The sequence below is a fragment of the Iodobacter arcticus genome, assembly GCF_042664895.1.
GTDB lineage: Bacteria > Pseudomonadota > Gammaproteobacteria > Burkholderiales > Chitinibacteraceae > Iodobacter > Iodobacter arcticus.
This window is the reverse complement of sequence record NZ_JBHTBQ010000007.1, coordinates 32,078-54,075: the sequence shown is the minus strand read 5'-3', so window position 1 is coordinate 54,075 and position 21,998 is coordinate 32,078. Positions and strand designations below refer to the sequence as shown.

Sequence of the window (21,998 nt, the reverse complement as noted above, 5' to 3'; positions counted from 1 at the left end):
CCCGGATAATGATCCGGGCCGTTTTTTTAATTTAGGGCGGGTGCTGCTTGTTGCCTAGATTTGGGTGCGCTATGCGCCTTATTTCCTAGCTCGCTCAGTAAGGCAATCACCATGAGTGCAGAGTGATAGCCCGCCTTGATGATGTATTGATCAAAATCGACTGGTGAATCGTTGTTTGCATTGTCTGATAGCGATCTGATTACCACAAAAGGCAGATCGTGCTGATGGCAAACTTGGGCAATGGCTGCGGCTTCCATTTCGCAGGCGGCCATCGTTGGGAAGTTTTTGAGCATGGCGGCTGTGCGGGTGCTGTCGCAAATAAAGCTATCGCCAGTGCAAATCAGGCCATCGATGGCACGTACCTGACCCAAGCTGGCTACGGCGCGGTGTGCGGCGGCCACGAGGCTCGCATCGGGCGTAAAAGCAGCAGGTTGCTGGGCCATCTGGCCAATTTCATAGCCAAACGCGGTGACATCTACATCGTGATGGCGTACTTCGGATGAAATCACAATATCGCCAATCGATAGATGATCAACAAAACCGCCTGCGGAACCAGTGTTGATAATGGCTTCGGGCTGATATTTAGCGATTAAAAGCGTGGTGGCGATGCTGGCCGCGACTTTGCCAATGCCAGAGCGGGTAACGATCACTTGGTGATCGGCCAAAGTGCCGCTGTAAAAATCGATACCGGCGACGGTTTCCTTGCTGCTGTTTTCCATAGTGGCAATCAGGTGGGCCACTTCAGGCTCCATCGCTCCGATAATTCCGATTTTCATTTTTGTCCTAGCTTACAAAGTGTACAGGGTAAGGTGGCGGATAATGCCTTAGCTGAGGGGCTATGCCAAATGAAATAATCACTTTTTGGGGGTTAATAAGAAATACTTCTAAATGAAGGTGTTGATGTATAAATTTAGCAGTCACTTTCTTGTCATCTAAGCGTTTTAGTCTGAGTGATTTAAGGATCGTCAACGCTATGGCTCAGCCCTTTTTAAAAATAGTCGTCGTTTTTTGTGCCTCATGGCTGGTGAACACCGCTTTCGCCGCACCCCAACTGGTTGCGCATCGGGGCGGTACGGCAGACGCACCTGAAAATACCCTGCTGGCCTTGCAGAGCGCTCTGGAAAACGGCGCGGATATGCTGTGGATTACGGTGCAAATTTCAAGCGATGGCGTGCCCGTGCTCTATCGCCCTGCTGATGCATCTGCGCTGACCGATGGACGTGGCCCGCTGAATGCTTTGAGTGCGGCTCAGTTGGCGGGTTTAAATGCAGGCTATGCCTTTAGCCAGAGTGACGCCGCAGGTCATAAAATATTTCCCTATCGCCAGCAGCCCTTGCGTATTCCTACGCTTAAAGAGGCATTGCACGCCATTCCAAAATCAGTGCCTATCTTGCTGGATATGAAGCAGCTGCCCGCTGCGCCCCTAGTGGCTAGCGTGGCGAAAGTATTGGATGAAGAAAAAGCATGGCAGCGAGTGCGCATTTACTCGACTGAGAAAGAAGTTTTAACCCTGCTCGCCCATTACCCTGAAGCAAGGGTGTTTGAATCCAGAGATGCAACGCGGCAGCGCTTAAGTGGCGTGGCATTAAGCGGTAGCTGTGATACCCCGCCAGTGGCAGGCGCATGGGTAGGGATGGAATTAGAGCGAACGGTGACGGTAGTAGAGAAATTTACCCTAGGCGAGGGGCGCTCAGAAGTGAAGGCGCGCTGGTGGACGCCCGCAGCGGTGAGCTGCTTTAAAACCAATCCTGATGTGAAAATTGTTGTCTTTGGTGTGGATACACCGGCCGCCTATCAGGCAGCAGAAAAACTAGGTGTCGATCATGTGATGAGCGATTCGCCGATCAAAATGAAGGCGATTCGCTTAGGTGCTAAGCCTTAATGGTGTTGCCAGCTCAGGCTTAAGGCTTGAGCTGGCCTTAGAGAGATTATCCCAGACGCTGGCGAATAAACTGCCCGATGGCCAGGATTTCTGGCATGCAAACTGAATGCTGCATTGGCCATGTTTGCCAGCTAATGGTGAAACCTAGCTCGCTTAACGTGTCTTTTGCGGCTTCGCCAAGGGAAAGGCCAACAACAGGGTCGGCGCTGCCGTGTGCGGCAAAGATGGGGGTGTCTTGGTTGGCGAGGCCAACTTGAATCAGCTCAGGCGCAGGCAGGTAAGTCGATAGCGCCACAATCCCCGCTAGTTTTTCTGGGTGCAGCGTGCCTGCCGTATAGGCAATCGCGCCGCCTTGTGAAAAGCCAGCCAAAATAATGCGATCACTTGGCACACCGCGCTGGTTTTCACGCGCAATCAGGGCGCGGATCATTTCTACCGAAGCCTTTACACCGGCCACATCGGCCTGACGGCTAATTTGATCAAAATGCAAAATATCGTACCAAGCCCGCATCACATAGCCGTTATTGCAACTGATCGGCATATGCGGCGCATGTGGGAATATAAAACGCACCGCTAGCTGTGCCGGTAGCTGCAAATCAGGAACAATGCCCGCAAAATCATTGCCGTCCGCGCCAAGGCCATGCAGCCAGATTACGCTGGCAGTGGGCTGATCGGCCGTTTCAATTTCTACGCATTGTAGTAATTCAGCATTACTCATGATTTGTTCCTTTTTGTTATCTTGCAGGTGCTCGGAGTGCCTGTGTGGCACTCGGCTGCGTTTTTAATATTTGGATGGCTGTTTATTGGGCTTTAATGGCAGATTTAGGTCTGAAACTCGCAACGATGGCGGCGTGGGTTTCGATATAGGGGCCGTCTAATAGCTGAATGCAGTAGGGTACGGCGGCAAAGATGCCGTTGACTAAGACTTTGCCGTTTTCATCTTTTACGCCTTCCAGCGTTTCTTTGATCGATTTAGGCTGGCCAGGCAGATTTAAAATCAAACACTGCTTACGAATCACACCGACCTGACGGCTAAGAATTGCCGTGGGCACATAATGCAGGCTGATCTGGCGCATTTGCTCGCCAAAGCCAGGCATCACGCGATCTGCAATGGCTAGTGTGGCATCCGGTGTAACATCGCGCAGCGCAGGGCCGGTGCCGCCTGTGGTCAGAATAAGGTGACAGCCTTCTGTATCAACTAAGTCTTTTAGCGTGGTCTCGATCAGATCTTGCTCGTCTGCAATCAGGCGGCTAATGGTGTGATGCGGGCTGCTTAGCGCGTGCCCTAGCCATTCTTCTAAGGCTGGAATACCTAAGTCTTGATACACGCCGCTTGAGGCGCGATCAGAAATAGAAACAAGGCCGATTTTTAGCGTATTCATTGCTGGGCAAGTCCTGAAATGACAATACGCTCGCCTGCTTTGAGGGTAAGCGAGTGGTAATTAGTAATGATGTGCTCGGCGCGGCTGAGCGCTTGTGCAGAATGCGATGTAGTAAGCGCAATCACGGCAATGCCTGCCGCTTGAGCCGATTGCACGCCGCTGAGCGCGTCTTCAAATGCCACGCATTGCTGCGGATCTAAGCCAAACAGCGCCGCGCCTTTTAAAAAAGCTTCGGGATGCGGCTTGCCTTGGCTCACATCGTCTGCCGAAATCAGCCTTGTTGGCGCAGGCAGGCCCGCATAAGCTAATTTAGCTAAGGCGATGTCGCGTGGAGCAGAGGTGACAACGCCCCATTGATCGGGGCGCAACTGAGCGAGGAAATCGGCAGCACCTTCAATGGCCACCGTGCCGTCTAATGTACGGGCTTCTTCTTGTAGTAATACGGCCACTTCGACGGTGGCATCAAGGTGCGGGGCAACAAGGGCAATGGTTTCTATGCCGCGCCGCCCATGCACATGTTGCATTACAAAATCCGGATCTAAATGTTGGCGAACAGCCCATCGTCGCCACAGCCCTTCAATGCAGGGAGTTGAATCAACTAAGGTGCCGTCCATATCGAACAGCAGTGCAGTGCATTCGATTTGCCAAGTCATTTATTCTTCGTCTTCTTCTTCAGGGGCAGATACTTCAAGGCCGGGTAAGGCTGGCTCTGGAATATATTGCTTAATGAGCTTAAATAATTCGCGGAACGCTTTGGCTGGCTTTTGCAGCTCGCGCTCTTTTAAAGCATTACGAACCAGCTGGCGCAATTGCTGAATTTCTACCGTTGGATGATCGGTGACAAAATTTTCAACGACTTTAGGGTCGGTCAGCATGCTTTCACGTAAACGCTCTAAGCGATGCAACCAAGCGCTGTGCTTGTCAGAAAGGCCTGCTAATTTAGCCAGTAGCTCGTTAATTGGCTCTGGATCGACATCGCGCATTAGCTTACCGATAAATTGCTTTTGTCTTGCCGTCGCGCCATTTGCGGTGATTTTTTTCGCTGCAATAATGGCGTCATAAAGCCGTTCTGGTAGCTTGAGCGTGGCCAGTTGTTTTTTATCCAGCGGGATCAGTTTTTCGCCGAGTTTTTGCAGGGCGGTCATTTCTGACTTCATTTCTGTTTTGCTGACGTACTCGATGTCGTCGTCAGGAAGGTCGTGTTTTGGTCTTGCCATGATAGGGCTACTTGCTTGCAAAACCGGTATGATACCAAAGACTGCCTCTTTTTCTGTCATAGAGTGCATAGAAAAAAGAACAGAGACTAAAGCTTTGAGTATAAATGTCATGTCAAAGTGGGCGCTTAGCCTACTCAGAATATTTATTTCGACGCCCCTCGCTTCGTCGAATGCCTTATAAATAACGAACCGCTAAACAGGAAATCAACGTGTCCGAATTTAGTTTTGCTCAGCAAGAATTATGTGATTTAGCCACTATGGTGCTTGAACAAGCCGCCAGCCAAGGTGCCAGCGCTTGTGATGTCGATGTGTCCGAAGGCTACGGGCAAAGCGTTTCGGTGCGTTTGGGTGAAGTGGAAACCATCGAATACAACCGCGATAAAGGCGTGGGCGTGACTGTTTATCTGGGTCAGCAAAAAGGCCACGCCAGTAGTAGTGATTTTTCACCTGATGCAATTAAAGAAACGGTAAAGGCCGCGCTGGCCATTGCTCGCTTTACCGCAGCAGATTCTTTTGCGGGCTTGCCAGATGCCGATCGACTAGCGACTTCTTTTCCTGATTTTGATTTGTACCACCCATGGGATTTATCAGTGGAGGGCGCTATTGCCCTAGCGACTGAATGTGAAGATGCCGCTCGTGGCGTGGATGAGCGTATTAGTAACTCGGAAGGAGCATCCGTTTCAACGGGAGCAAGCCGCTTTGTGTATGCGAATTCCTTGGGCTTTATGGGTACGGAATGCAGCTCACGCTATAGCCTGTCGGCTGCGGTGATTGCCGAAGATGAATCCGGCATGCAGCGGGATTACTGGTATAGCTCGGCCAGATCGCACTTAGATTTGGATTCGGCTGCTGCAGTGGGCCAGCGAGCAGGCGAGCGATCCTTACGCCGCCTTGGCGCGCGACGCGTTAAAACAGGTGAGTATCCGGTGCTATTTGAAGCGCCAGTAGCCTCTGGCTTGATCGGCACCTTTGTGCAGGCCGTTAGCGGCAGTAGCCTTTATCGTAAATCAAGCTTTTTGCCAGATAGCCTAGGGCAAACCATTTTTGCGCCTTGTGTCAGCATTAAAGAAGATCCTTTCCTTAAAAAAGGCATGAGCAGCGGTGCATTTGATGCCGAAGGCGTAGCCACCGTGGCGCGTGATGTGGTCAGCCAAGGCGTGTTGAATGGTTATTTTTTATCTAGCTATTCCGCACGCAAATTAAGCATGAGCACCACCGGCAATGCAGGCGGCTCGCACAATCTGATCGTTGCCGCTACGCATACTTTTGCGCAATTGCTGGCGGAGTTGGGCACAGGTTTATTTGTGACCGAATTGCTTGGTCATGGCACTAATATGGTCACAGGCGATTACTCCCGTGGTGCGGCAGGCTTTTGGGTAGAAAACGGCGTGATTCAATACGCGGTAGAAGAAATTACCATTGCCGGTAATTTGCGTGACATCTTTAAAAATATCGTCGGCATTGGCGACGACAGCCAGCCTTGGTCTAGCCGCAAGGTGGGGTCGATTTTAGTGAACAAGATGACGGTTGCTGGCGAGTAAGTTTGGCTCATAGTAATGACCCGAAATAAGCTGCTTGTCATATCGGGAATCCAGTAGATTCACTGGATTCCCGACAGAAACGCTCGGGAATGACAATTCTACTGAGTGTTCTAAGTTGGCGGAAGAGGAATGAGCGAAGCTTAATCTTATCTCCCGCCATTTTTTTGTCTGCTGAGTCTAAAACCCCACGCCCTAAAAGGATCTAATGAGCGCTATTTACGGAAAGCCTGCCTATTGGGACCAAGCCACTGCCGAGCTAGCCGCCGTCGATCCTGTGATGGCTAGTTTAATTGCCAGCTATCCCAATATCAGCCTAGAAGGGCGTGGCGAAGTGTTTCATACGCTAGCCCGCGCCATAGTCGGTCAGCAAATCTCTGTAAAAGCTGCTGATTCGGTATGGGCTCGCTTTGCTGCGCATCTGCAAAAAATCGAAGCCCAGCGCGTATTAGAAAGCAGCGTAGAAGAATTACGCGCCTGCGGCTTATCGGCCCGCAAAGTGGAATACCTCTACGATTTGGCCAAACACCAGCAAGCCGGTCTCTTAGACGTCGCGCTTTGGCATGATCTGGATGACGAAGCGGTGATTGGCAAATTGGTGGATATTCGCGGCATAGGCCGCTGGACCTCCGAGATGTTTTTAATCTTCTACCTGCTCCGCCCTAATGTGCTGCCGCTGGATGATATCGGCTTACTCAAAGCCATTGCACTGCTCTACCACGATGGAGAGTGCCTACCACGAGACAATATTCGTGACTTGGCGCAAAAGTGGCAGCCTTGGTGCACCGTCGCCACATGGTATCTATGGCGAAGTTTGGATCCGGTGCCGGTGGAGTACTAATGATGACGGTGGGGAGTAAGGTCAAAAAGGTCTGTAGACACAGAGATCGGTGAGGACACAGAGCACACAGAGAAAAAAAGCTGAGGAATCATAAGCGGGTAGGGTGGGCAAAAGGGTTAGCTTGCCCGCGCGGCAAATGTGATGGCCATGTGGGTATGTAGGTCGCGTGGGCACAAAAACGTGCCCGCCCTGCTTTGTGACGCTCTGGGAAAAATAGGGTTTTCTCAGTGTTCTGCTTTTAAACTCTGCGTTCTCTGTGTCTACAGATCTTTCTGCCTTTATCAAAAAGCCTCACTCAAACGGCAAATCCAGCGATAGCGAGATGAGGTTTGATTCGATCAGCTCATCCAGTAAGAAAGTAAAATCTGCCGCTGCGCCAGAAGTAGGGGCGAAGTCGAAGATGTTTGCGCCGCTGCCCACCGCCGCCGAGAGCGCCTCTTGCTCCCTGATCCGCGTTTTAAGCACTTCGCCCGGAAAATGCTTGGTGAGCTGGCCTGCTACCGTTTCAGCGGTGATTTGCCCTGGCGTATAGCGGTTAATCAGAAAACGCCTTGGTTTTCTGGCTTGAAACTTCTCCAGCCCTTTCAGGGTTTGCGCCAGTTGTAATGCACCGTTCAGGGCCAGGTATTCAGCGGCCACGGGGGCTAGGATGATGTCGGCGGCAAACATGGCCGAAAATGACAACACGCCCAACGTGGGAGTGCAGTCGATAATAATCGGCAGGCCAAAGCCAGAGAGCATTTCTGCGGTGAGTGCCAGCTTCAGCCGCCATACATGATCTTTGTGGCGTGTAAGCTGCGCGTCTACTTTTCCAAGCTCTAAATGCGAAGGCACAAAATTGATGCCATCATCTCTGCTAATAATAAGATCAGATAAAGAACTTGCGCCCTGAAAGAAGCGATAAATACTTTGGCTGCTTTTGGGTTTTATGCCGTAGAGCGAGGTGAGGTGGGCTTGCGGGTCTAAATCAATAAGCAGCGGCTCTACGCCATTTTTGGCGATGGCGGCGGCTAGGTTGGCGCTGACTGTGGTTTTGCCTACGCCACCTTTTTGATTAAAAACGACAATAACCGTCATAAATCTCACCGGGCTGATTGATTGAAGGACTGATTAGTCGACTAGGCGACTGTTGTGCTAAATGGTGCTATGCGATTCTAACTCGAATCTTTGTTTTAAAGCAGGGTGACAGGGTTACTTAAGTTTTTGCTAAGCTTTCTTCGTGCTGGAGTGCGCTGCTAAGGCGCGGCTGTTTTTACACGAGGGGCTGCTAAACTCATCAGGCGGCCATAGATTTCTCTTCATTTAAGCAAATTTAGGTGCGTTGCAGCATTTTTTTATGACATGGAACAAAGTTCGTGCGCGAGGTGTGAAAGTTGCCGACCTAAAAGCGGCGCTTTGTTCTACATTGACGGCCTTTGCGGGCATTACAGTCTGTTGCCATGCGCCGCCAGTCTTTTTCTTTATTGAATTTGTTTTTTTAGTAGCAAAGTTTGTTACGTGCTGAGGATGATCTATGCAAACCTTTTTTGTGGCTCCAACCCGACAAAATGTCGGACTTACTTCGGTTTCTTTGGGTGTGGTTCGTGCCCTGCAACATCAAGGCTTAAAAGTCGGTTTTGTAAAACCGGTATCCCAAGAGCAGCAGGGTATTGAGCGCTCCACGCATTTTGCCGCACAAATTTGCCAGATTGAATGCCCGCAATCCTTATCGATTGCGCAAGTGATTGCCCGCGTATCTGCCGGGCAGAATGATGAGTTATTGGAAGATATTGTTAGCCTTTGCATGGGCGCTGCCCACGATGTAGATGTATTGGTTGTGGAAGGGATGCACCTTGATCCAAGCAACTCTTTTACAGCAAGGCTAAATAATGAAGTAGCGCGTAGCTTACAAGCAGAAGTCATTTTGGTGGCTAATGCCCGCGCGCCAGGTGCCGTTGCAGAGTCCCGCCTTGCGGCAAGCCAGCTTAAAAATGAAGGCTGCAAAGTGGCCGGGGTGATTTTTAATAAAGCACCAGTTCAGTTTGATGCGGCATCCGTGCAGTATGAGTTGGATGGTATTGCGCTATGGGGCGTGATTAAATTTGAGCCCGCTTTGCTCGCCCCACGCACCTTGGATATTGCTCGCCATCTAAATGCTGAAATCCTGATCGAGGGCGATATCGCTAATCGCCGCGTATTAGAAACCGTGATTGCAGCGCGCTCGGTGCCCGAAGTGATTGAGCGCCTCAAAGCGGGTGCCTTGGTGATTAGCGCGGGCGACCGAGACGATGTGATGCTGGCAACGGCCTTAGCTGCAAGTAAGGGTGTGCAATTGGCTGGCTTGCTGCTGACGCATTCCAGCAAACCTGATGATCGGATTCTGGAGCTGGCCCGTCAGGCATTAACCAGTGGTATTCCGGTGCTGCGTACCGATAGCGATAGTTTTAATACCGCGATTCGGATCACCCAGCTACCCCCTGCTGTGGCCGAGGATGATAGCGAGCGCATGAATCTGGTGCTGGATGCAGTAGCCGAGCAAATTGATATGGCGATGTTGATGAATGCGGTGCACGTGCCGCCATCCACGCGAATGTCGCCACCAGCTTTCCGCTATCAGCTGATTCAAAAAGCGCGCTCTGTACGCAAAACCGTGGTCTTGCCTGAAGGTGAAGAGCCACGCACCATTCGTGCTGCCATTATTTGCGAAGAAAAAGGCATTGCCCACTGCGTATTGCTCGGTAAGCGCGCCACCATCGAAGCCATTGCTGCAGCTCAAGGTGTAGTACTGCCTGCAAGCTTGGAAATTCTTGATCCCGATGTAGTGCGCCATGAATATGTAGAGCCAATGGTTGAGCTGCGTAAGAGCAAAGGCTTGACCGCAGGGCAGGCTTTGCAGCAGCTTGAAGATACCGTGGTGCTGGGCACAATGATGCTGGCCGTAAATAAGGTTGATGGCTTGGTGTCGGGCGCCATTCACACTACCGCCAGCACCGTGCGCCCAGCCTTGCAGCTAATTAAAACAGCGCCGGGCTCGTCGATTGTGTCGTCGGTATTCTTTATGCTGATGCCAGAGCAAGTCTTGGTTTACGGCGATTGCGCGATCAACCCTAATCCAAATGCCGCACAACTGGCAGAAATCGCCAAGCAAAGCGCCGATAGCGCTCGAGCTTTTGGTGTGGATCCTAAGGTAGCGATGATTAGCTACAGTACCGGTATCTCAGGCGCTGGGGCGGATGTTGATAAGGTGCGTGAAGCCACTGCACTGGCGCATAGCCTTTATCCTGATCTGGTATTAGATGGCCCATTGCAGTATGACGCGGCATCGGTATCCGAAGTGGCAGCTCAAAAAGCGCCAAGCAGTGCGGTGGCGGGTAAAGCGACGGTGTTTGTGTTCCCGGATCTAAATACCGGCAATACCACTTACAAAGCCGTGCAACGTAGCGCCCACGTGGTGAGCGTTGGCCCGATGTTGCAGGGCTTGCGTAAACCGGTAAATGATCTGTCGCGCGGCGCTTTGGTCGACGATATTGTCTTTACCATCGCCTTGACCGCCATTCAGGCTCAGGATTTGGCTGCGTAATTGTACTTTTCTAAAAAAACCGAGCTTTTGCTCGGTTTTTTTTGGTCTAAATAGAGGGTGCTTGTTTCAATCTTATTGATTTTGTTGTTGGTGATGGTACGACTGCCCACGATAAAGGTTGAATTATCGTAGGGCGGGTGAAACCCGCCGAGCCTTACTGAAACACGAAAAATGGCGGGTTGCACCCGCCCTACGATGACTCAATGTTTGTTAGTTGTGCGGCAACGGCATGAGATATGGCTAAGTTGATAGGATTGGGTTTCATCCGCCCTACGAGAAACATTTCGCTTTGGTTGCTAGGTGGGCTACAGACCTATTTTTTGGATTTGTGTGAACTGCTTGCATAGGGTCAAGTCAGAGCCTTGAATTTCAATAAAAGAAGATAAACGTAATCTATTTAAAAGTAGAATAGAGCGACTAGAAAGATTTGTTCGTCTGGTACTTTCAATGAAAAAAAGCTGGAGACGCCCCAATGAGCCGTCGACGTATGCCTTATCTACCTGAATTTATTGCACCGACCCGTCATACCGATCCACGCGATGCCCTTGCCCAAGTGCGCTTGATTTATGAAAGCAGTGTGGCGCATTTGCGCGAGGCGATGCAGCGTTTTGTGACTGGGGAAACCTTACCCGGCCATGTTCGTGCCTATTATCCATTTGTAAGAATTCAAACCGATACCGTAGCTAGGCTCACTAATGAAAGTGCGCATTTAAGCTATGGCTTTGTGGCGGGGCCGGGCAGCTTTGAAACCACCTTAACCCGCCCTGATCTTTACGATAGATATTATCTTGAACAATTTACTCTGCTCTTACAAAGTCATCAGAACGAGCTGGAAATCGGCGTGAGCACCCAGCCCATGCCGGTGCATTTCTCTTTTGCCGAGCACGATCATATTGAAGGCACGCTCACGGCCGAGCGCCGCCAACTGATGCGCGATATGTTTGATTTGCCGGATTTATCCGCGATGGATGATGGCATTGCCAACGGCACTTACGAGCCTAAGCCGGGCGAGCCGGAGCCGCTGTCTTTGTTTACTGCAGCGCGGGTGGATTACTCCCTGCACCGCTTGCGTCATTACACGGGCACCGTGCCCGAGCATTTTCAGAATTTTGTGCTGTTCACCAATTACCAGTTCTATATCGATGAGTTTGTGCGCCTTGGCCATGAATGCATGGAAGACCCCTCAAGCGAATATATTGCCTTTGTAGAGCCGGGCAATGTCATTACCCGCCGTGTTGGCTTGAGTGCCGAGGTAATTGATGCGCTGGGTGCAGCGCCACCGCGCCTGCCACAAATGCCAGCCTATCATTTGATTCGGGCAGACAACACCGGTATTAGCATGGTAAATATCGGCGTTGGCCCCGCTAATGCCAAGACCATTACCGACCATATCGCCGTCTTGCGCCCCCATGCGTGGATTATGCTCGGCCATTGCGCGGGCCTGCGGAATTCGCAGCAAATGGGCGATTACGTACTGGCGCATGGCTATGTGCGCGAAGATCATGTGCTCGACGAAGATTTGCCACTCTGGGTGCCGGTGCCCGCTCTGGCAGAAATCCAGCTCGCTTTGGAAGCCGCCGTATCGCAAATCACCGAAATGAAAGGGGCCGAGCTCAAACGCATTATGCGCACCGGCACCGTGGCCAGCACCGATAACCGCAATTGGGAGCTGCTTCCCGATAATCGCCCGCAAAGACGCTTTAGCCAAAGTCGTGCCATTGCGCTGGATATGGAAAGCGCCACCATCGCTGCCAACGGCTTCAGATTCCGTGTGCCTTACGGTACTTTGCTTTGCGTGAGTGATAAACCGCTGCACGGCGAAATCAAACTCCCCGGCATGGCCAACCACTTCTACCGCGAGCGGGTCGATCAGCATTTACGGATTGGCATCAGAGCAATGGAGCTGCTGCGCGATCAAGGCGAAGGCCAGCTGCATAGTCGTAAGCTAAGAAGCTTTGCCGAAGTCGCATTCCAGTAAGCGTTCCGTAGGGCGCACTCAAAGCGAAGCGTAGTGCGCCATTGAGAGACAAAGCCGGTGCCAGATTCTCTCGGCACCGGCTTTGTATTATTTTTTACACCCCGAATTTTCACTTTCGAAGCCAGTTGTTTTAGTTGTTTTTTGTCATGTCCCAATCAGCCATTTTTTAATCATGTCATTCGTAGGGCGCTAGCCAAGCGTTTTTTGCTTGGCTTTATTACGCCGCAAGGTGGTTTGCACAGATACGGCGCAATGCGTCTGGATAAAGCCTCAGACTTATTGCGCCCTACGGTTTACTGCATTCAGCCTCTGCGCAGAAAAACGGCGCGCAAGAAAAACGACTTGCACAGCCTATAAAAATCGGCTGGTTTTCTCCGTGAAACTCCGTGTTCTCTGTGTCCTCCGTGGTTCAAGATTTGGGTTTTCGTCGCCTTGTAGGGCGGGTTAAGGCTTTATCAACCCGCGCTGACCAAGCCATGCCATAGTCTCGAACCACGTTTCGTATATGCAATAAAAAAGGGTCTGCCAGCGCAGACCCTTATTCTTGCAAAGAACCAAAACCCTACAAAGCCTCTGCCGCGTAATCCGCCAATCTGGATCTTTCGCCTCGGGTGAGGGTGATGTGGCCGGAGTGCTCCCATGTTTTAAAGCGATCGACCACATAAGTCAGTCCCGAGCTGCCTTCGGTGAGGTAGGGGGTATCGATCTGGCTGATGTTGCCTAAGCACACCACCTTGGTGCCGGGGCCGGCGCGGGTGATGAGGGTTTTCATTTGCTTGGGGGTTAAGTTTTGCGCCTCGTCGATAATCAGAAATTTCTTGAGGAAGGTGCGGCCGCGCATAAAGTTGAGCGATTTTACTTTAATGCGTGAGCGGATTAAATCGCGCGTGGCGGCGCGGCCCCAGTCCCCCGCTTCGGCGTCTGATTGGTTGAGTACATCTAGATTGTCTTCCAGCGCCCCCATCCACGGCATCATTTTCTCTTCTTCGGTGCCGGGCAAGAAGCCGATGTCTTCCCCAACCGGAACCGTGACGCGGGTCATGATGATTTCGCTGTAAATCTTGGATTCCAGCGTTTGCGCAAGGCTGGCGGCCAGTGTCAGCAGCGTTTTACCCGTGCCTGCCTGCCCAAGGAGCGAGACAAAATCGACATCGGGGTTCATGAGTAGGTTGAGTGCGAAGTTTTGCTCGCGATTGCGGGCGACGATGCCCCAGATGGCATTTTTGTTGTGGCTATAGTCTTTCAGGCTTTCGATGAGTGCTGTTTTACCTTCTACATTGACTACGCGGGCAGATAAAGGCGTGTCGCCCGCCTGATAAAGCAGTTGGTTAACGTAAAGCTCGCTGCAATCTGGCCCTTTGATTTTCCAGTAGCTGCGGCCGCCTTCTTGCCAGCTTTGCAGATCTTTGCCGTTGCGCTCCCAGAACTTCTGGTTGATTTCGCGCATGCCGGTGTAAAGCAGATCGGTATCTTCTAAAACTTTATCGTTAAAGTAATCTTCCGCCGCCAAGCCCATCGCCCGCGCCTTGATGCGCATATTGATGTCTTTGGAAACCAAGATCACTTGGCGGGAGGTGTGCATTTGTTGCAGGTGGTGGACGACGCCCAGAATCTGGTTGTCGGCCTTGCCCATAGGGAGTTGGGCGGGTAGTACGCTGGTAATGGCTTCGGTCTGCATAAACAGCCGACCTAGCGCTTGCCCCTTGCTGGCGATATTGAGTAACACACCGCCATGCAGATCAAGCTCTTTGCCGGAAATGAGTTCTTCCAGGAAACGGCTGGCTTGTCGGGCGTTGCGGGCGACTTCGGAGGTGCCTTTCTTGTTGTTGTCGAGCTCTTCTAAAGTCATCATCGGTAGAAAGAGATCGTGCTCCTCAAAACGGAATAAGGAGGTGGGGTCGTGCATTAAAACATTGGTATCCAGAACGAAGAGCTTGGTGACACTCGCGGCTTTTGTCTTGCGGCTTGCCATGATGAAACTCCTGGAACGGAAGAGTGGATGTGCTGTTGCCCGCGTGGCAAGTGCAGAATGATGTGTTTGATAACAACAGTCTGCCTTGCCCTGCATTTCAACTTACAACGTTTTTACAAACTCCAGTACTTCTGCTACATGGCCCGGCACTTTGACGCCGCGCCATTCTTTGGCGATTTCTCCTTCCTTGTTAATCACAAAGGTACTTCGCTCAATTCCCCTTACATCTTTACCATACATCTTCTTTTGCTTCATGACATCAAAAGCGAGGCAAGCTGTCTCTTCCGGGTCAGAAACTAGCTCGAAAGGATATTCTTGTTTGGCTTTGAAGTTTTCGTGGCTTTTAAGGCTGTCTCTGGAAATGCCGAAAACGGTGCATTGGGCGGCAAGGAATTCGGCATAATGATCGCGAAAATCACCGCCTTCGGTGGTGCAGCCGGGGGTGCTGTCCTTGGGGTAGAAATAGAGCACAAAGGCCTGGCCTTTTAGTGCGGTGGTATCAAAGTGCAGATTGGATGTGGTGGCGAGTTTTAATTCTGGACAAAGCTTGTTTGGCATCAAGAGAATCTCCGTTGTTGTGATGATTATAGATGCGTGGCAGATGAGCCGCAGCTACAATAGCGCTAAATATGTGATAGGGATGTGACAGTAATGAGTATCAAATCTGATAAGTGGATTCGCCGCATGGCCAGCGAGCACGGCATGATCGAGCCGTTTGTACCCGGCCAAGTTAAGGAAGTGAATGGCGAACGTATTGTTTCTTATGGGACTTCTAGCTACGGCTACGATATTCGCTGTGCCGATGAGTTTAAGGTTTTTACCAATATTAACTCAACCATTGTTGACCCAAAAAACTTTGACGAAGGCAGCTTTGTGAATGTTTCTGGTAAGGGATATTGCATTATCCCGCCAAATTCTTTTGCATTGGCGCGTACTGTGGAATATTTCCGTATTCCGCGTAATGCCTTGACGGTGTGTTTGGGTAAATCCACTTACGCGCGTTGCGGCATTATTGTGAATGTCACCCCGTTTGAGCCAGAGTGGGAGGGCTATGTAACGCTGGAATTCTCTAACACCACGCCGCTACCTGCCAAAATTTACGCTAACGAAGGCGTAGCGCAGGTCTTGTTTTTTGAGGCGGATGCAGATGATGTATGCGAAACCTCCTACCGCGATCGCGGTGGTAAATATCAGGGACAAAGTGGCGTAACGCTGCCTAAGACCTAAGCTTTACGTTTCCTTTCTGCAGGCCCGTATCCGTACGGGCCTGTTTTTTGATGAATACCGCAAGGATTGCCGATGACTCCGCTTATTTCTGCTTTGCAATTACAGGAACAACTGGCCGATGTGCTGCTGATCGATTGCCGTCATGATCTGACTAATCCAGAGGCGGGACGCTTGGCCTATGCAGAGGGTCATTTGCCGGGCGCGCATTTCTTGCATCTGGATGACGATCTTTCTGGGCTTAAAACAGGGACGAATGGCCGTCATCCTTTGCCTGATCCACAAGTCTTGGCCGATAAATTGGCGAGCTTTGGAGTGAGTCGGTCTAGTCGAGTGGTGGCTTACGATGCACAGGGTGGCATGTATGCATCTAGGTTGTGGTGGCTGCTGCGTTGGCTGGGGCACGATCAGGTGCGGGTTCTGGATGGCGGAATAAAGGCCTGGCAGGGGGAGTTGGTCAAAAACTTGCCAAAACTAGTGGCTGTCGGGTTTATTACTGAGCTGCGCCCTGCGTTGATGGTGGGAGTGGAAGAGGTGCTGGCGAATATCAAACTGCCGATTTTTACGGTGGTGGACGCTCGTTCTCCTTCCCGTTTTATGGGCGAAGGTGAAACGTTAGATCCGCTTGGTGGGCATATCCCCGGCGCAATCAACCGCTTTTTTCAGAATAATTTGCAGGAAGACGGCCGTTTTAAATCTGCTGAAGTGCTGAAGGTCGAATGGCAATCGCTACTCGCGGGAGTGGACGCAAGTCACACCGTGCAACAATGCGGCTCAGGCATAACAGCCTGCCATAATTTACTGGCGCTAGAAGTGGCGGGATTAAGCGGGGCAAAGCTCTATGCGGGATCTTGGAGTGAATGGTGTGCAGATGCGGCAAGACCTGTGGCTTGGTGACTTTTGTGAAAATGGTAAGCCAAACGGCTTTGAACTATTCAAGTTCAAAGCCGTTTTTTATGAAAGCTGTAACCAACAAGCCAAACTATTTCGGGGGCTTCAGCCATCTTTCCGTGGTGGTGGTCGCACGTAACCAGCCGCGCAGGATGTCGACCTCTTCGCGCTCTAAATTGGCGCGGGTAAACATACGGCGCATTCTGGGCATAAGGCGCTTGGGGGCGTCAGGTTTAAGAAAACCAATTGTGGTCAGTGTTTCTTCAAGATGCGTAAAGAAATGTTCCAGTGCATCGTGCGTGGCGCTGTCGCGGCTTTCGGCGAGGTAGGACACATCGTCAGCCAGGGTAGCGAAGATTTCGTAGGCAAATACTTGCACGGCTTGCGCTAGATTCAGGCTGGAGTAATCCGGATTGGTGGGGATGGTCGCCATGCGGTTACAAAGCAACACTTCGTCGATCGTTAGCCCAGACATTTCCGTGCCAAACACCAGCGCAATATCGTGGCCCGCTTGAATGGTCTGAATGATTTCTGGCGCAAGCTGTCTTGGGGTTTGTAATGGATGGGCGAGTTCTCTGCGGCGTGCGGTCAGGGCAATTTGCAAAGTCGTGCCAGCTAAGGCTTCTTCCATGCTGCTGACGACGACAGCGGTATTAAGCACATCGCCGGCATTGCTGGCTAAGGCGGTGGCGGTGTCCGATGGGAATTCCTTAGGATTAATCAGGTAAAGCCTGTTGATTCCCATGGTTTTCATGGCGCGAGCGGTGGAGCCGATATTGCCAGGGTGGGAGGTATGAGACAGCACCACTCGAATACGGGAGAGGCATTCGGTAGAGGAATTACTAGGGGTTTCTTGGGTCATTTTGAGAACACTTGTTTATTCATTTTGAGAGCACAGGTAGAATAGCGGCCAATCTTATATCGGGTAGCCCTGTGATGGGCTTGGGATGCGATTTTGATTCGCACGAATATATACTGTGATTCATGCTGTGTCGCGTTTTTTAAGCTGCGCTACCCCGTTAGTCGTTAGTCGATCTTTTACTTTTAATCAGGAATTCGCCATGCATCCAATGCTCAATACCGCTGTGCGCGCTGCGCGCCGTGCTGCTTCTATCATTCAACGTGCTTCCAGTAATCTGGACCATTTAGCCGTTGAGAAAAAAGGTCATAACGACTTTGTATCCGAAGTAGACCGCGCTGCTGAACAAGCGATTATTGATACCATCCTCGAAGCGTACCCAACGCATGCCATCATGGCCGAAGAGTCGGGTAATCGTGGTCAGTCAGAATACACATGGATTATTGATCCATTGGATGGCACGACCAATTTCTTGCATGGCGTTCCTCAGTACGCGGTATCGATTGCGCTAGAGCATAAAGGCGTGATTACCCAAGCCGTTGTTTATGATCCTTGCCGCAATGATTTGTTTACCGCAACGCGTGGTGTGGGCGCTTACCTGAATGATCGCCGTATCCGCGTTTCTAAAGTGCGTGAATTAACCGATGGCCTAATTGCCACTGGTTTTCCGTACACCCGCTTTGATAATCTTGAAAACTACATCAATATTTTCCGCGATATGACGCAAAAATCTGCTGGCTTGCGTCGTCCGGGCGCTGCCGCCTTGGATCTGGCTTATGTGGCTTGCGGTCGTTACGATGGTTTCTTTGAATTTGATCTTAAAACAGTTGATATCGCTGCTGGCTCCTTGCTGGTGCAAGAGGCGGGTGGTTTGGTGACTGATTTAAATGGCGAAGAAGGCTTCTTGCAATCTGGCGATATTCTTTGCGGCACGCCGCGTGTATTTGGCCAGATGTTGTCGGTGATTCGTCAGCATAATAAGTAATTAGCGCGTTTATCTTAGTGTTTTCAAAAAAGCGTCATCTCAGGTGGCGCTTTTTTTATGGTTGGCGGTTATTTTGCCGCTAGCCTTCGTGGACTTGCCGCTGCCCTGATTGGATAATGGCGGCCGTATATATAAATGTTTTTTTGAATTGATATTTCAGCAAGGGAATACAAAAATGGCGGAAAAAAAACCAAGCGCTAGCGCCAAACCAACGCACACGCCATTTATGCAGCAATACCTGCGTTTAAAGAGCGATCACCCCGATAAATTATTGTTTTATCGCATGGGCGATTTCTATGAATTGTTTTTTGATGATGCAGTTCGTGCAGCCAAATTACTTGATATCACGCTAACAACCCGTGGCCAGACGGCGGGTGAGCCGATTCGTATGGCCGGTGTGCCTTATCACGCCGCCGAGCAATACCTGGCACGCCTCGTCAAAATGGGCGAATCGGTGGCGATTTGTGAGCAGGTTGGCGAGGTCACAGGCAAAGGGCCGGTTGATCGTAAAGTGATGCGCGTGGTCACGCCCGGCACGCTGACCGATACGGCCTTGCTTGATGTTAAAACTGAAAACCGCCTGCTGGCGCTGAGTTTCTCGCGCGGCAAGATGGGCATGGCATGGCTGTCGCTTGCCTCAGGTGATTTTGCCCTGATGGATAGCACGGCAGATAAGCTGGCTTCTGAGTTAGAGCGTTTGCGCCCCGCCGAAATCCTAGTGGCAGACGATGCGGGCTTGGCCTTGTTTGATCAGGGCTCTGCCGTGGTGCGTAAATTGCCACCTTGGCAGTTTGAAATCGCCGCCGCTGTGCGTAATTTATCCCGTCATTTTGAAACCCACGATTTAGCAGGCTTTGGTGTGAGTGACGGCATGCTGGCACTTGGCCCTGCTGGGGCTCTGCTGGAATACGTTCGCAGCACACAGGGTGGCGCATTGCCAGTGTTGGCTGGGCTGCGGTGTGAGTCGCAAAGCCAATATATCGAGCTGGATGCGGCCACGCGCCGTAATCTGGAAATCACTGAAACCATTCGCGGTGAAAGCTCACCCACTTTATTCTCCTTGCTCGATCAATGCGCCACCGGCATGGGTTCGCGCTTGCTGCGCCATTGGCTGCATCATCCGCTTCGGTCAAGCAGCAAGATCATGCAGCGGCAAAATGCCATTGCGGCTTTGTTGGCAACAGCATCCTTTGCGCCCATTCATTCGGCCTTGGATTGTGTGGCCGACGTGGAGCGGATTACGGCGCGTATTGCTTTATCTAGCGCTAGGCCGCGTGATTTATCTAGCTTGAGGGATAGTCTCGCTGCGCTGCCGGCCTTGATTGCGGTATTACCGCAGGATGATTTCTTTGCGTCGCTAGGTAAAGCGTTGTCACCAGATGTGCAAATTCTTAGCTTGCTGAGTGCTGCTATTCAGACTGAGCCTTCTGTGGTGCTGCGTGAAGGCGGGGTGATTGCCGATGGTTATAGTAGTGAGCTAGATGAGCTGCGTACCATCCAAACCCATGGCGGTGAGTTTTTGCTGGAGCTAGAAGCGCGCGAGCGTGAGCGCACCGGCATTCCTACGCTAAGGGTCGAGTACAACCGCGTTGCGGGTTATTTTATTGAAATTACCAACTCCTACGCAGGGGCCGTGCCGGACGATTATCGCCGTCGCCAAACCATGAAAAACGCTGAGCGTTATATTACGCCCGAGCTAAAACTGTTTGAAGATAAGGCTTTAAGCGCGAAAGAGCGGTCCTTGGTCTTAGAAAAAGCGCTTTATGAAGATTTGCTACAGCGTTTGCAGCCCTATTTGGGCGCTTTGCGCTTGGCAGCTCAAGCATTGGCGACGGCCGATGTATTGGCTAGCCTTGCCGATCGTGCCGAGCGGGGTAATTATATTGCGCCACAATTTGTGGAAGGCCAGCTTCTGCATATCGAGGCGGGCCGTCATCCAGTGGTTGAAGCGCAGATCGATGACTTTATCCCCAATAGTGTGGATTTCTCGGTAGCGCGCAAGCTGCTGTTGATTACCGGCCCTAATATGGGAGGTAAATCGACGTATATGCGGCAAGTGGCCTTGATTGTGTTGCTGGCGCATGTGGGGAGCTTTGTGCCTGCGCAGAGTGCCACCATCGGCAAGCTGGATCGCATCTTTACCCGCATCGGCGCATCGGATGATCTGGCAGGCGGGCGTTCGACCTTTATGGTGGAAATGACCGAAACGGCCAATATTCTTAATAATGCCTCAGAAAATTCTTTGGTCTTGATGGATGAAGTAGGGCGCGGCACGTCTACTTTTGATGGCTTGGCACTCGCTTGGTCGATTGCGAAAGCCTTAATCGAAAAAAATCGCGCTTACACCTTGTTTGCTACACATTATTTTGAGCTGACGCGTTTGGCGCAGGATTATCCCGTCGTCGCTAATGTGCATTTAGATGCCGTTGAGCATAAAGATCGCATCGTATTTTTGCATGCCGTACAAGAAGGCCCTGCATCGCAAAGCTACGGCGTGGCGGTGGCTCAGTTGGCGGGTGTGCCAAAAGATGTTGTACGTCAAGCTCGGAAAAAATTACTCGAGCTAGAATCCAATAGCGTGCAAGGCGGCATGCAGGGTGATTTATTTGCAACTGCGCCAATTTTGCATGGGGAGGCAGAATCGCACCCCTTGCTTGATGTACTGGCTGAGGTTGATCCGGATGGCTTAAGTGCAAGAGAAGCGCACGATTTGCTCTACCGTCTTTGCGCGATGCTTTAGTTTTAACGGGTACGCAGTGCAGGGTAAGGGGAATGCTTTTGAGTATCATGCGCAAAAAATTAGGTTTTTTCGTGTGATTTTCTATAATCAGAAAGCCTTACTTTGCGCGAGGGTTTTTTGCCGTTTGTAAGCGGTTTTCGGCGATGAATTGAGTTTTTACGTATAATTTTTTCTGTTTTAATCAGTGAAGCGAAAAAATTTAGTAAGAATGTAAATTTTACCGCTTAGAATGCAATGCTGTTTGCTAATATTAATTGCTAAGCCAATGTGCTTTTCCAATGGGGAGTGGCTGTGAATACGGTGTCTGATCTTGCTGCAGTGAGTGGTGATCTACAGGGAAGTACCCTGCTTGAGATTGCTTCATTTTTATCGGATGGATCCCCTGAGGAGGGGTTTTCTTTAACGGAGTTAAATGCCAAAGCGGCTTCAGAGCTCAAGCGATTTGGCGTGGATTTGCAATCACACTTAGGCCTGATTGGCGTGACGATTCCTCCTGCTTTGCAATTGAGGGGCGACAATGTTGGCGCGTTGCATGTTATTGGTGAGCATGCTTTAAAGGCCGAGATTGAAGCCTTTTTAAATGACAACACACGGCTTTTGAAGTGGTATAAAGAAATCGAAGTGATGTATGAAATTTTACGCCGCACTGAGCTTGCCCCGGGGCAGAGCTTGGAGGGGCAAGTCTTTAATCTGGGCTTGACTAGCTTGGGCTGCGTTGCTTTCTTTTCAGTGCTGTAGTCAGAGCGGATTGGTCTAGTCTTTAAATGCAGTTAAAATGACCCTTTTGGGGTGCGTTTATTTAGTGCTGATTAATGTTTGAAAGCATATTTTATTGTCAATATAATTCCCGCGGCCGCCGATTAAATTATCGGCGGTTTGCTATTGTGAGGGATGAATATGCTGTAAGACGCGTATTCAGGTTATAATCCT

General features: G+C 50.9%; 19 protein-coding genes. 10 read left to right on the top strand and 9 right to left on the bottom strand.

The features are described from left to right. Positions 1–26 precede the first annotated feature (26 nt). The gene (locus ACFQNF_RS04825) at positions 27–776 is read right to left on the bottom strand and encodes a 5'-methylthioadenosine/adenosylhomocysteine nucleosidase (RefSeq protein WP_380186526.1); all 750 of its coding nucleotides are present in this window, start codon (positions 774–776) and stop codon (positions 27–29) included. A gap of 197 nt (positions 777–973) precedes the next feature. Between ACFQNF_RS04825 and ACFQNF_RS04820 the strand changes: the two genes are divergently transcribed. Next, complete coding sequence (locus ACFQNF_RS04820) at positions 974–1,882, top strand: glycerophosphodiester phosphodiesterase family protein (RefSeq protein ID WP_380186524.1); 909 nt, start codon at positions 974–976, stop codon at positions 1,880–1,882. A gap of 46 nt (positions 1,883–1,928) precedes the next feature. Here the strand turns inward: ACFQNF_RS04820 and ACFQNF_RS04815 are convergent, their stop codons facing one another. The 4 genes from ACFQNF_RS04815 to yjgA form a co-directional block, all read right to left on the bottom strand. After that, complete coding sequence (locus ACFQNF_RS04815) at positions 1,929–2,600, bottom strand: alpha/beta hydrolase (protein WP_380186522.1); 672 nt, start codon at positions 2,598–2,600, stop codon at positions 1,929–1,931. A gap of 82 nt (positions 2,601–2,682) precedes the next feature. Further along, positions 2,683–3,264 (bottom strand): molybdopterin adenylyltransferase, encoded by a 582-nt coding sequence (gene mog, locus ACFQNF_RS04810; RefSeq protein ID WP_380186520.1) that lies wholly within the window; start codon positions 3,262–3,264, stop codon positions 2,683–2,685. Next, positions 3,261–3,917, bottom strand: coding sequence for an HAD-IA family hydrolase (locus tag ACFQNF_RS04805; protein ID WP_380186518.1), 657 nt, complete (start codon positions 3,915–3,917; stop codon positions 3,261–3,263). The genes mog and ACFQNF_RS04805 overlap by 4 nt, the downstream gene beginning before the upstream one ends. Then, positions 3,918–4,481, bottom strand: a complete 564-nt coding sequence (yjgA, locus tag ACFQNF_RS04800; protein ID WP_380186516.1) for a ribosome biogenesis factor YjgA — start codon at positions 4,479–4,481, stop codon at positions 3,918–3,920. It abuts the gene before it with no gap. Between the two features lie 203 nt (positions 4,482–4,684). Here yjgA and pmbA point away from each other — a divergent pair, with 203 nt between their 5' ends. Further along, complete coding sequence (pmbA, locus tag ACFQNF_RS04795; protein ID WP_380186570.1) at positions 4,685–6,022, top strand: metalloprotease PmbA; 1,338 nt, start codon at positions 4,685–4,687, stop codon at positions 6,020–6,022. 205 nt (positions 6,023–6,227) lie between these two features. Continuing rightward, entirely contained in the window at positions 6,228–6,860 is a 633-nt protein-coding gene (locus tag ACFQNF_RS04790; protein WP_380186515.1) for a DNA-3-methyladenine glycosylase family protein, read from the top strand. Positions 6,861–7,151: 291 nt separating this feature from the next. Here ACFQNF_RS04790 and ACFQNF_RS04785 read toward each other — a convergent pair whose 3' ends face one another. After that, positions 7,152–7,937: a ParA family protein gene (locus ACFQNF_RS04785; RefSeq protein ID WP_046350056.1), complete on the bottom strand. Its 786-nt coding sequence runs from the start codon at positions 7,935–7,937 to the stop codon at positions 7,152–7,154. 436 nt (positions 7,938–8,373) lie between these two features. On the opposite strand from ACFQNF_RS04785, the gene pta reads away from it, so the two are divergent. Next, positions 8,374–10,419 (top strand): phosphate acetyltransferase, encoded by a 2,046-nt coding sequence (pta, locus tag ACFQNF_RS04780; protein ID WP_380186513.1) that lies wholly within the window; start codon positions 8,374–8,376, stop codon positions 10,417–10,419. A gap of 472 nt (positions 10,420–10,891) precedes the next feature. Further along, entirely contained in the window at positions 10,892–12,397 is a 1,506-nt protein-coding gene (locus ACFQNF_RS04775) for an AMP nucleosidase (protein ID WP_380186512.1), read from the top strand. Positions 12,398–12,959: 562 nt separating this feature from the next. Here the strand turns inward: ACFQNF_RS04775 and ACFQNF_RS04770 are convergent. Then, the gene (locus tag ACFQNF_RS04770) at positions 12,960–14,369 is read right to left on the bottom strand and encodes a PhoH family protein (RefSeq protein WP_380186510.1); all 1,410 of its coding nucleotides are present in this window, start codon (positions 14,367–14,369) and stop codon (positions 12,960–12,962) included. 102 nt (positions 14,370–14,471) lie between these two features. Next, positions 14,472–14,927 carry a peroxiredoxin gene (locus ACFQNF_RS04765; protein ID WP_380186508.1) on the bottom strand — a complete coding sequence of 152 codons (456 nt, stop codon included), beginning with the start codon at positions 14,925–14,927 and terminating at the stop codon, positions 14,472–14,474. Between the two features lie 93 nt (positions 14,928–15,020). On the opposite strand from ACFQNF_RS04765, the gene dcd reads away from it, so the two are divergent. Both dcd and ACFQNF_RS04755 read left to right on the top strand, forming a co-directional pair. Further along, positions 15,021–15,596: a dCTP deaminase gene (dcd, locus tag ACFQNF_RS04760; protein ID WP_046350061.1), complete on the top strand. Its 576-nt coding sequence runs from the start codon at positions 15,021–15,023 to the stop codon at positions 15,594–15,596. Positions 15,597–15,668: 72 nt separating this feature from the next. Continuing rightward, the gene (locus tag ACFQNF_RS04755; RefSeq protein ID WP_380186506.1) at positions 15,669–16,490 is read left to right on the top strand and encodes a sulfurtransferase; all 822 of its coding nucleotides are present in this window, start codon (positions 15,669–15,671) and stop codon (positions 16,488–16,490) included. An 85-nt stretch (positions 16,491–16,575) separates the two neighbouring features. Here the strand turns inward: ACFQNF_RS04755 and ACFQNF_RS04750 are convergent, their stop codons facing one another. Continuing rightward, positions 16,576–17,346, bottom strand: coding sequence for an RNA methyltransferase (locus tag ACFQNF_RS04750; RefSeq protein ID WP_380186504.1), 771 nt, complete (start codon positions 17,344–17,346; stop codon positions 16,576–16,578). A 199-nt stretch (positions 17,347–17,545) separates the two neighbouring features. On the opposite strand from ACFQNF_RS04750, the gene ACFQNF_RS04745 reads away from it, so the two are divergent. The 3 genes from ACFQNF_RS04745 to ACFQNF_RS04735 all read left to right on the top strand — a co-directional run bounded on the left by ACFQNF_RS04745 (position 17,546) and on the right by ACFQNF_RS04735 (position 21,806). Beyond that, the gene (locus tag ACFQNF_RS04745; RefSeq protein ID WP_046350063.1) at positions 17,546–18,328 is read left to right on the top strand and encodes an inositol monophosphatase family protein; all 783 of its coding nucleotides are present in this window, start codon (positions 17,546–17,548) and stop codon (positions 18,326–18,328) included. Positions 18,329–18,503: 175 nt separating this feature from the next. Next, positions 18,504–21,068 carry a DNA mismatch repair protein MutS gene (gene mutS, locus ACFQNF_RS04740; protein WP_380186502.1) on the top strand — a complete coding sequence of 855 codons (2,565 nt, stop codon included), beginning with the start codon at positions 18,504–18,506 and terminating at the stop codon, positions 21,066–21,068. 291 nt (positions 21,069–21,359) lie between these two features. After that, a complete protein-coding gene (locus ACFQNF_RS04735) occupies positions 21,360–21,806 on the top strand; it encodes a hypothetical protein (protein WP_380186500.1) in 447 nt (148 codons plus the stop codon). Positions 21,807–21,998: the final 192 nt, after the last annotated feature.

Bases quoted from the DNA above. Each gene is read 5' to 3' on its own strand.
- ACFQNF_RS04825 (WP_380186526.1), bottom strand. From the start codon at position 776: ATGAAAATCGGAATTATCGGAGCGATGGAGCCTGAAGTGGCCCACCTG.
- ACFQNF_RS04820 (WP_380186524.1), top strand. From the start codon at position 974: ATGGCTCAGCCCTTTTTAAAAATAGTCGTCGTTTTTTGTGCCTCATGG.
- ACFQNF_RS04815 (WP_380186522.1), bottom strand. From the start codon at position 2,600: ATGAGTAATGCTGAATTACTACAATGCGTAGAAATTGAAACGGCCGAT.
- mog (WP_380186520.1), bottom strand. From the start codon at position 3,264: ATGAATACGCTAAAAATCGGCCTTGTTTCTATTTCTGATCGCGCCTCA.
- ACFQNF_RS04805 (WP_380186518.1), bottom strand. From the start codon at position 3,917: ATGACTTGGCAAATCGAATGCACTGCACTGCTGTTCGATATGGACGGC.
- yjgA (WP_380186516.1), bottom strand. From the start codon at position 4,481: ATGGCAAGACCAAAACACGACCTTCCTGACGACGACATCGAGTACGTC.
- ACFQNF_RS04790 (WP_380186515.1), top strand. From the start codon at position 6,228: ATGAGCGCTATTTACGGAAAGCCTGCCTATTGGGACCAAGCCACTGCC.
- ACFQNF_RS04785 (WP_046350056.1), bottom strand. From the start codon at position 7,937: ATGACGGTTATTGTCGTTTTTAATCAAAAAGGTGGCGTAGGCAAAACC.
- pta (WP_380186513.1), top strand. From the start codon at position 8,374: ATGCAAACCTTTTTTGTGGCTCCAACCCGACAAAATGTCGGACTTACT.
- ACFQNF_RS04775 (WP_380186512.1), top strand. From the start codon at position 10,892: ATGAGCCGTCGACGTATGCCTTATCTACCTGAATTTATTGCACCGACC.
- ACFQNF_RS04770 (WP_380186510.1), bottom strand. From the start codon at position 14,369: ATGGCAAGCCGCAAGACAAAAGCCGCGAGTGTCACCAAGCTCTTCGTT.
- ACFQNF_RS04765 (WP_380186508.1), bottom strand. From the start codon at position 14,927: ATGCCAAACAAGCTTTGTCCAGAATTAAAACTCGCCACCACATCCAAT.
- dcd (WP_046350061.1), top strand. From the start codon at position 15,021: ATGAGTATCAAATCTGATAAGTGGATTCGCCGCATGGCCAGCGAGCAC.
- ACFQNF_RS04755 (WP_380186506.1), top strand. From the start codon at position 15,669: ATGACTCCGCTTATTTCTGCTTTGCAATTACAGGAACAACTGGCCGAT.
- ACFQNF_RS04750 (WP_380186504.1), bottom strand. From the start codon at position 17,346: ATGACCCAAGAAACCCCTAGTAATTCCTCTACCGAATGCCTCTCCCGT.
- ACFQNF_RS04745 (WP_046350063.1), top strand. From the start codon at position 17,546: ATGCATCCAATGCTCAATACCGCTGTGCGCGCTGCGCGCCGTGCTGCT.
- mutS (WP_380186502.1), top strand. From the start codon at position 18,504: ATGGCGGAAAAAAAACCAAGCGCTAGCGCCAAACCAACGCACACGCCA.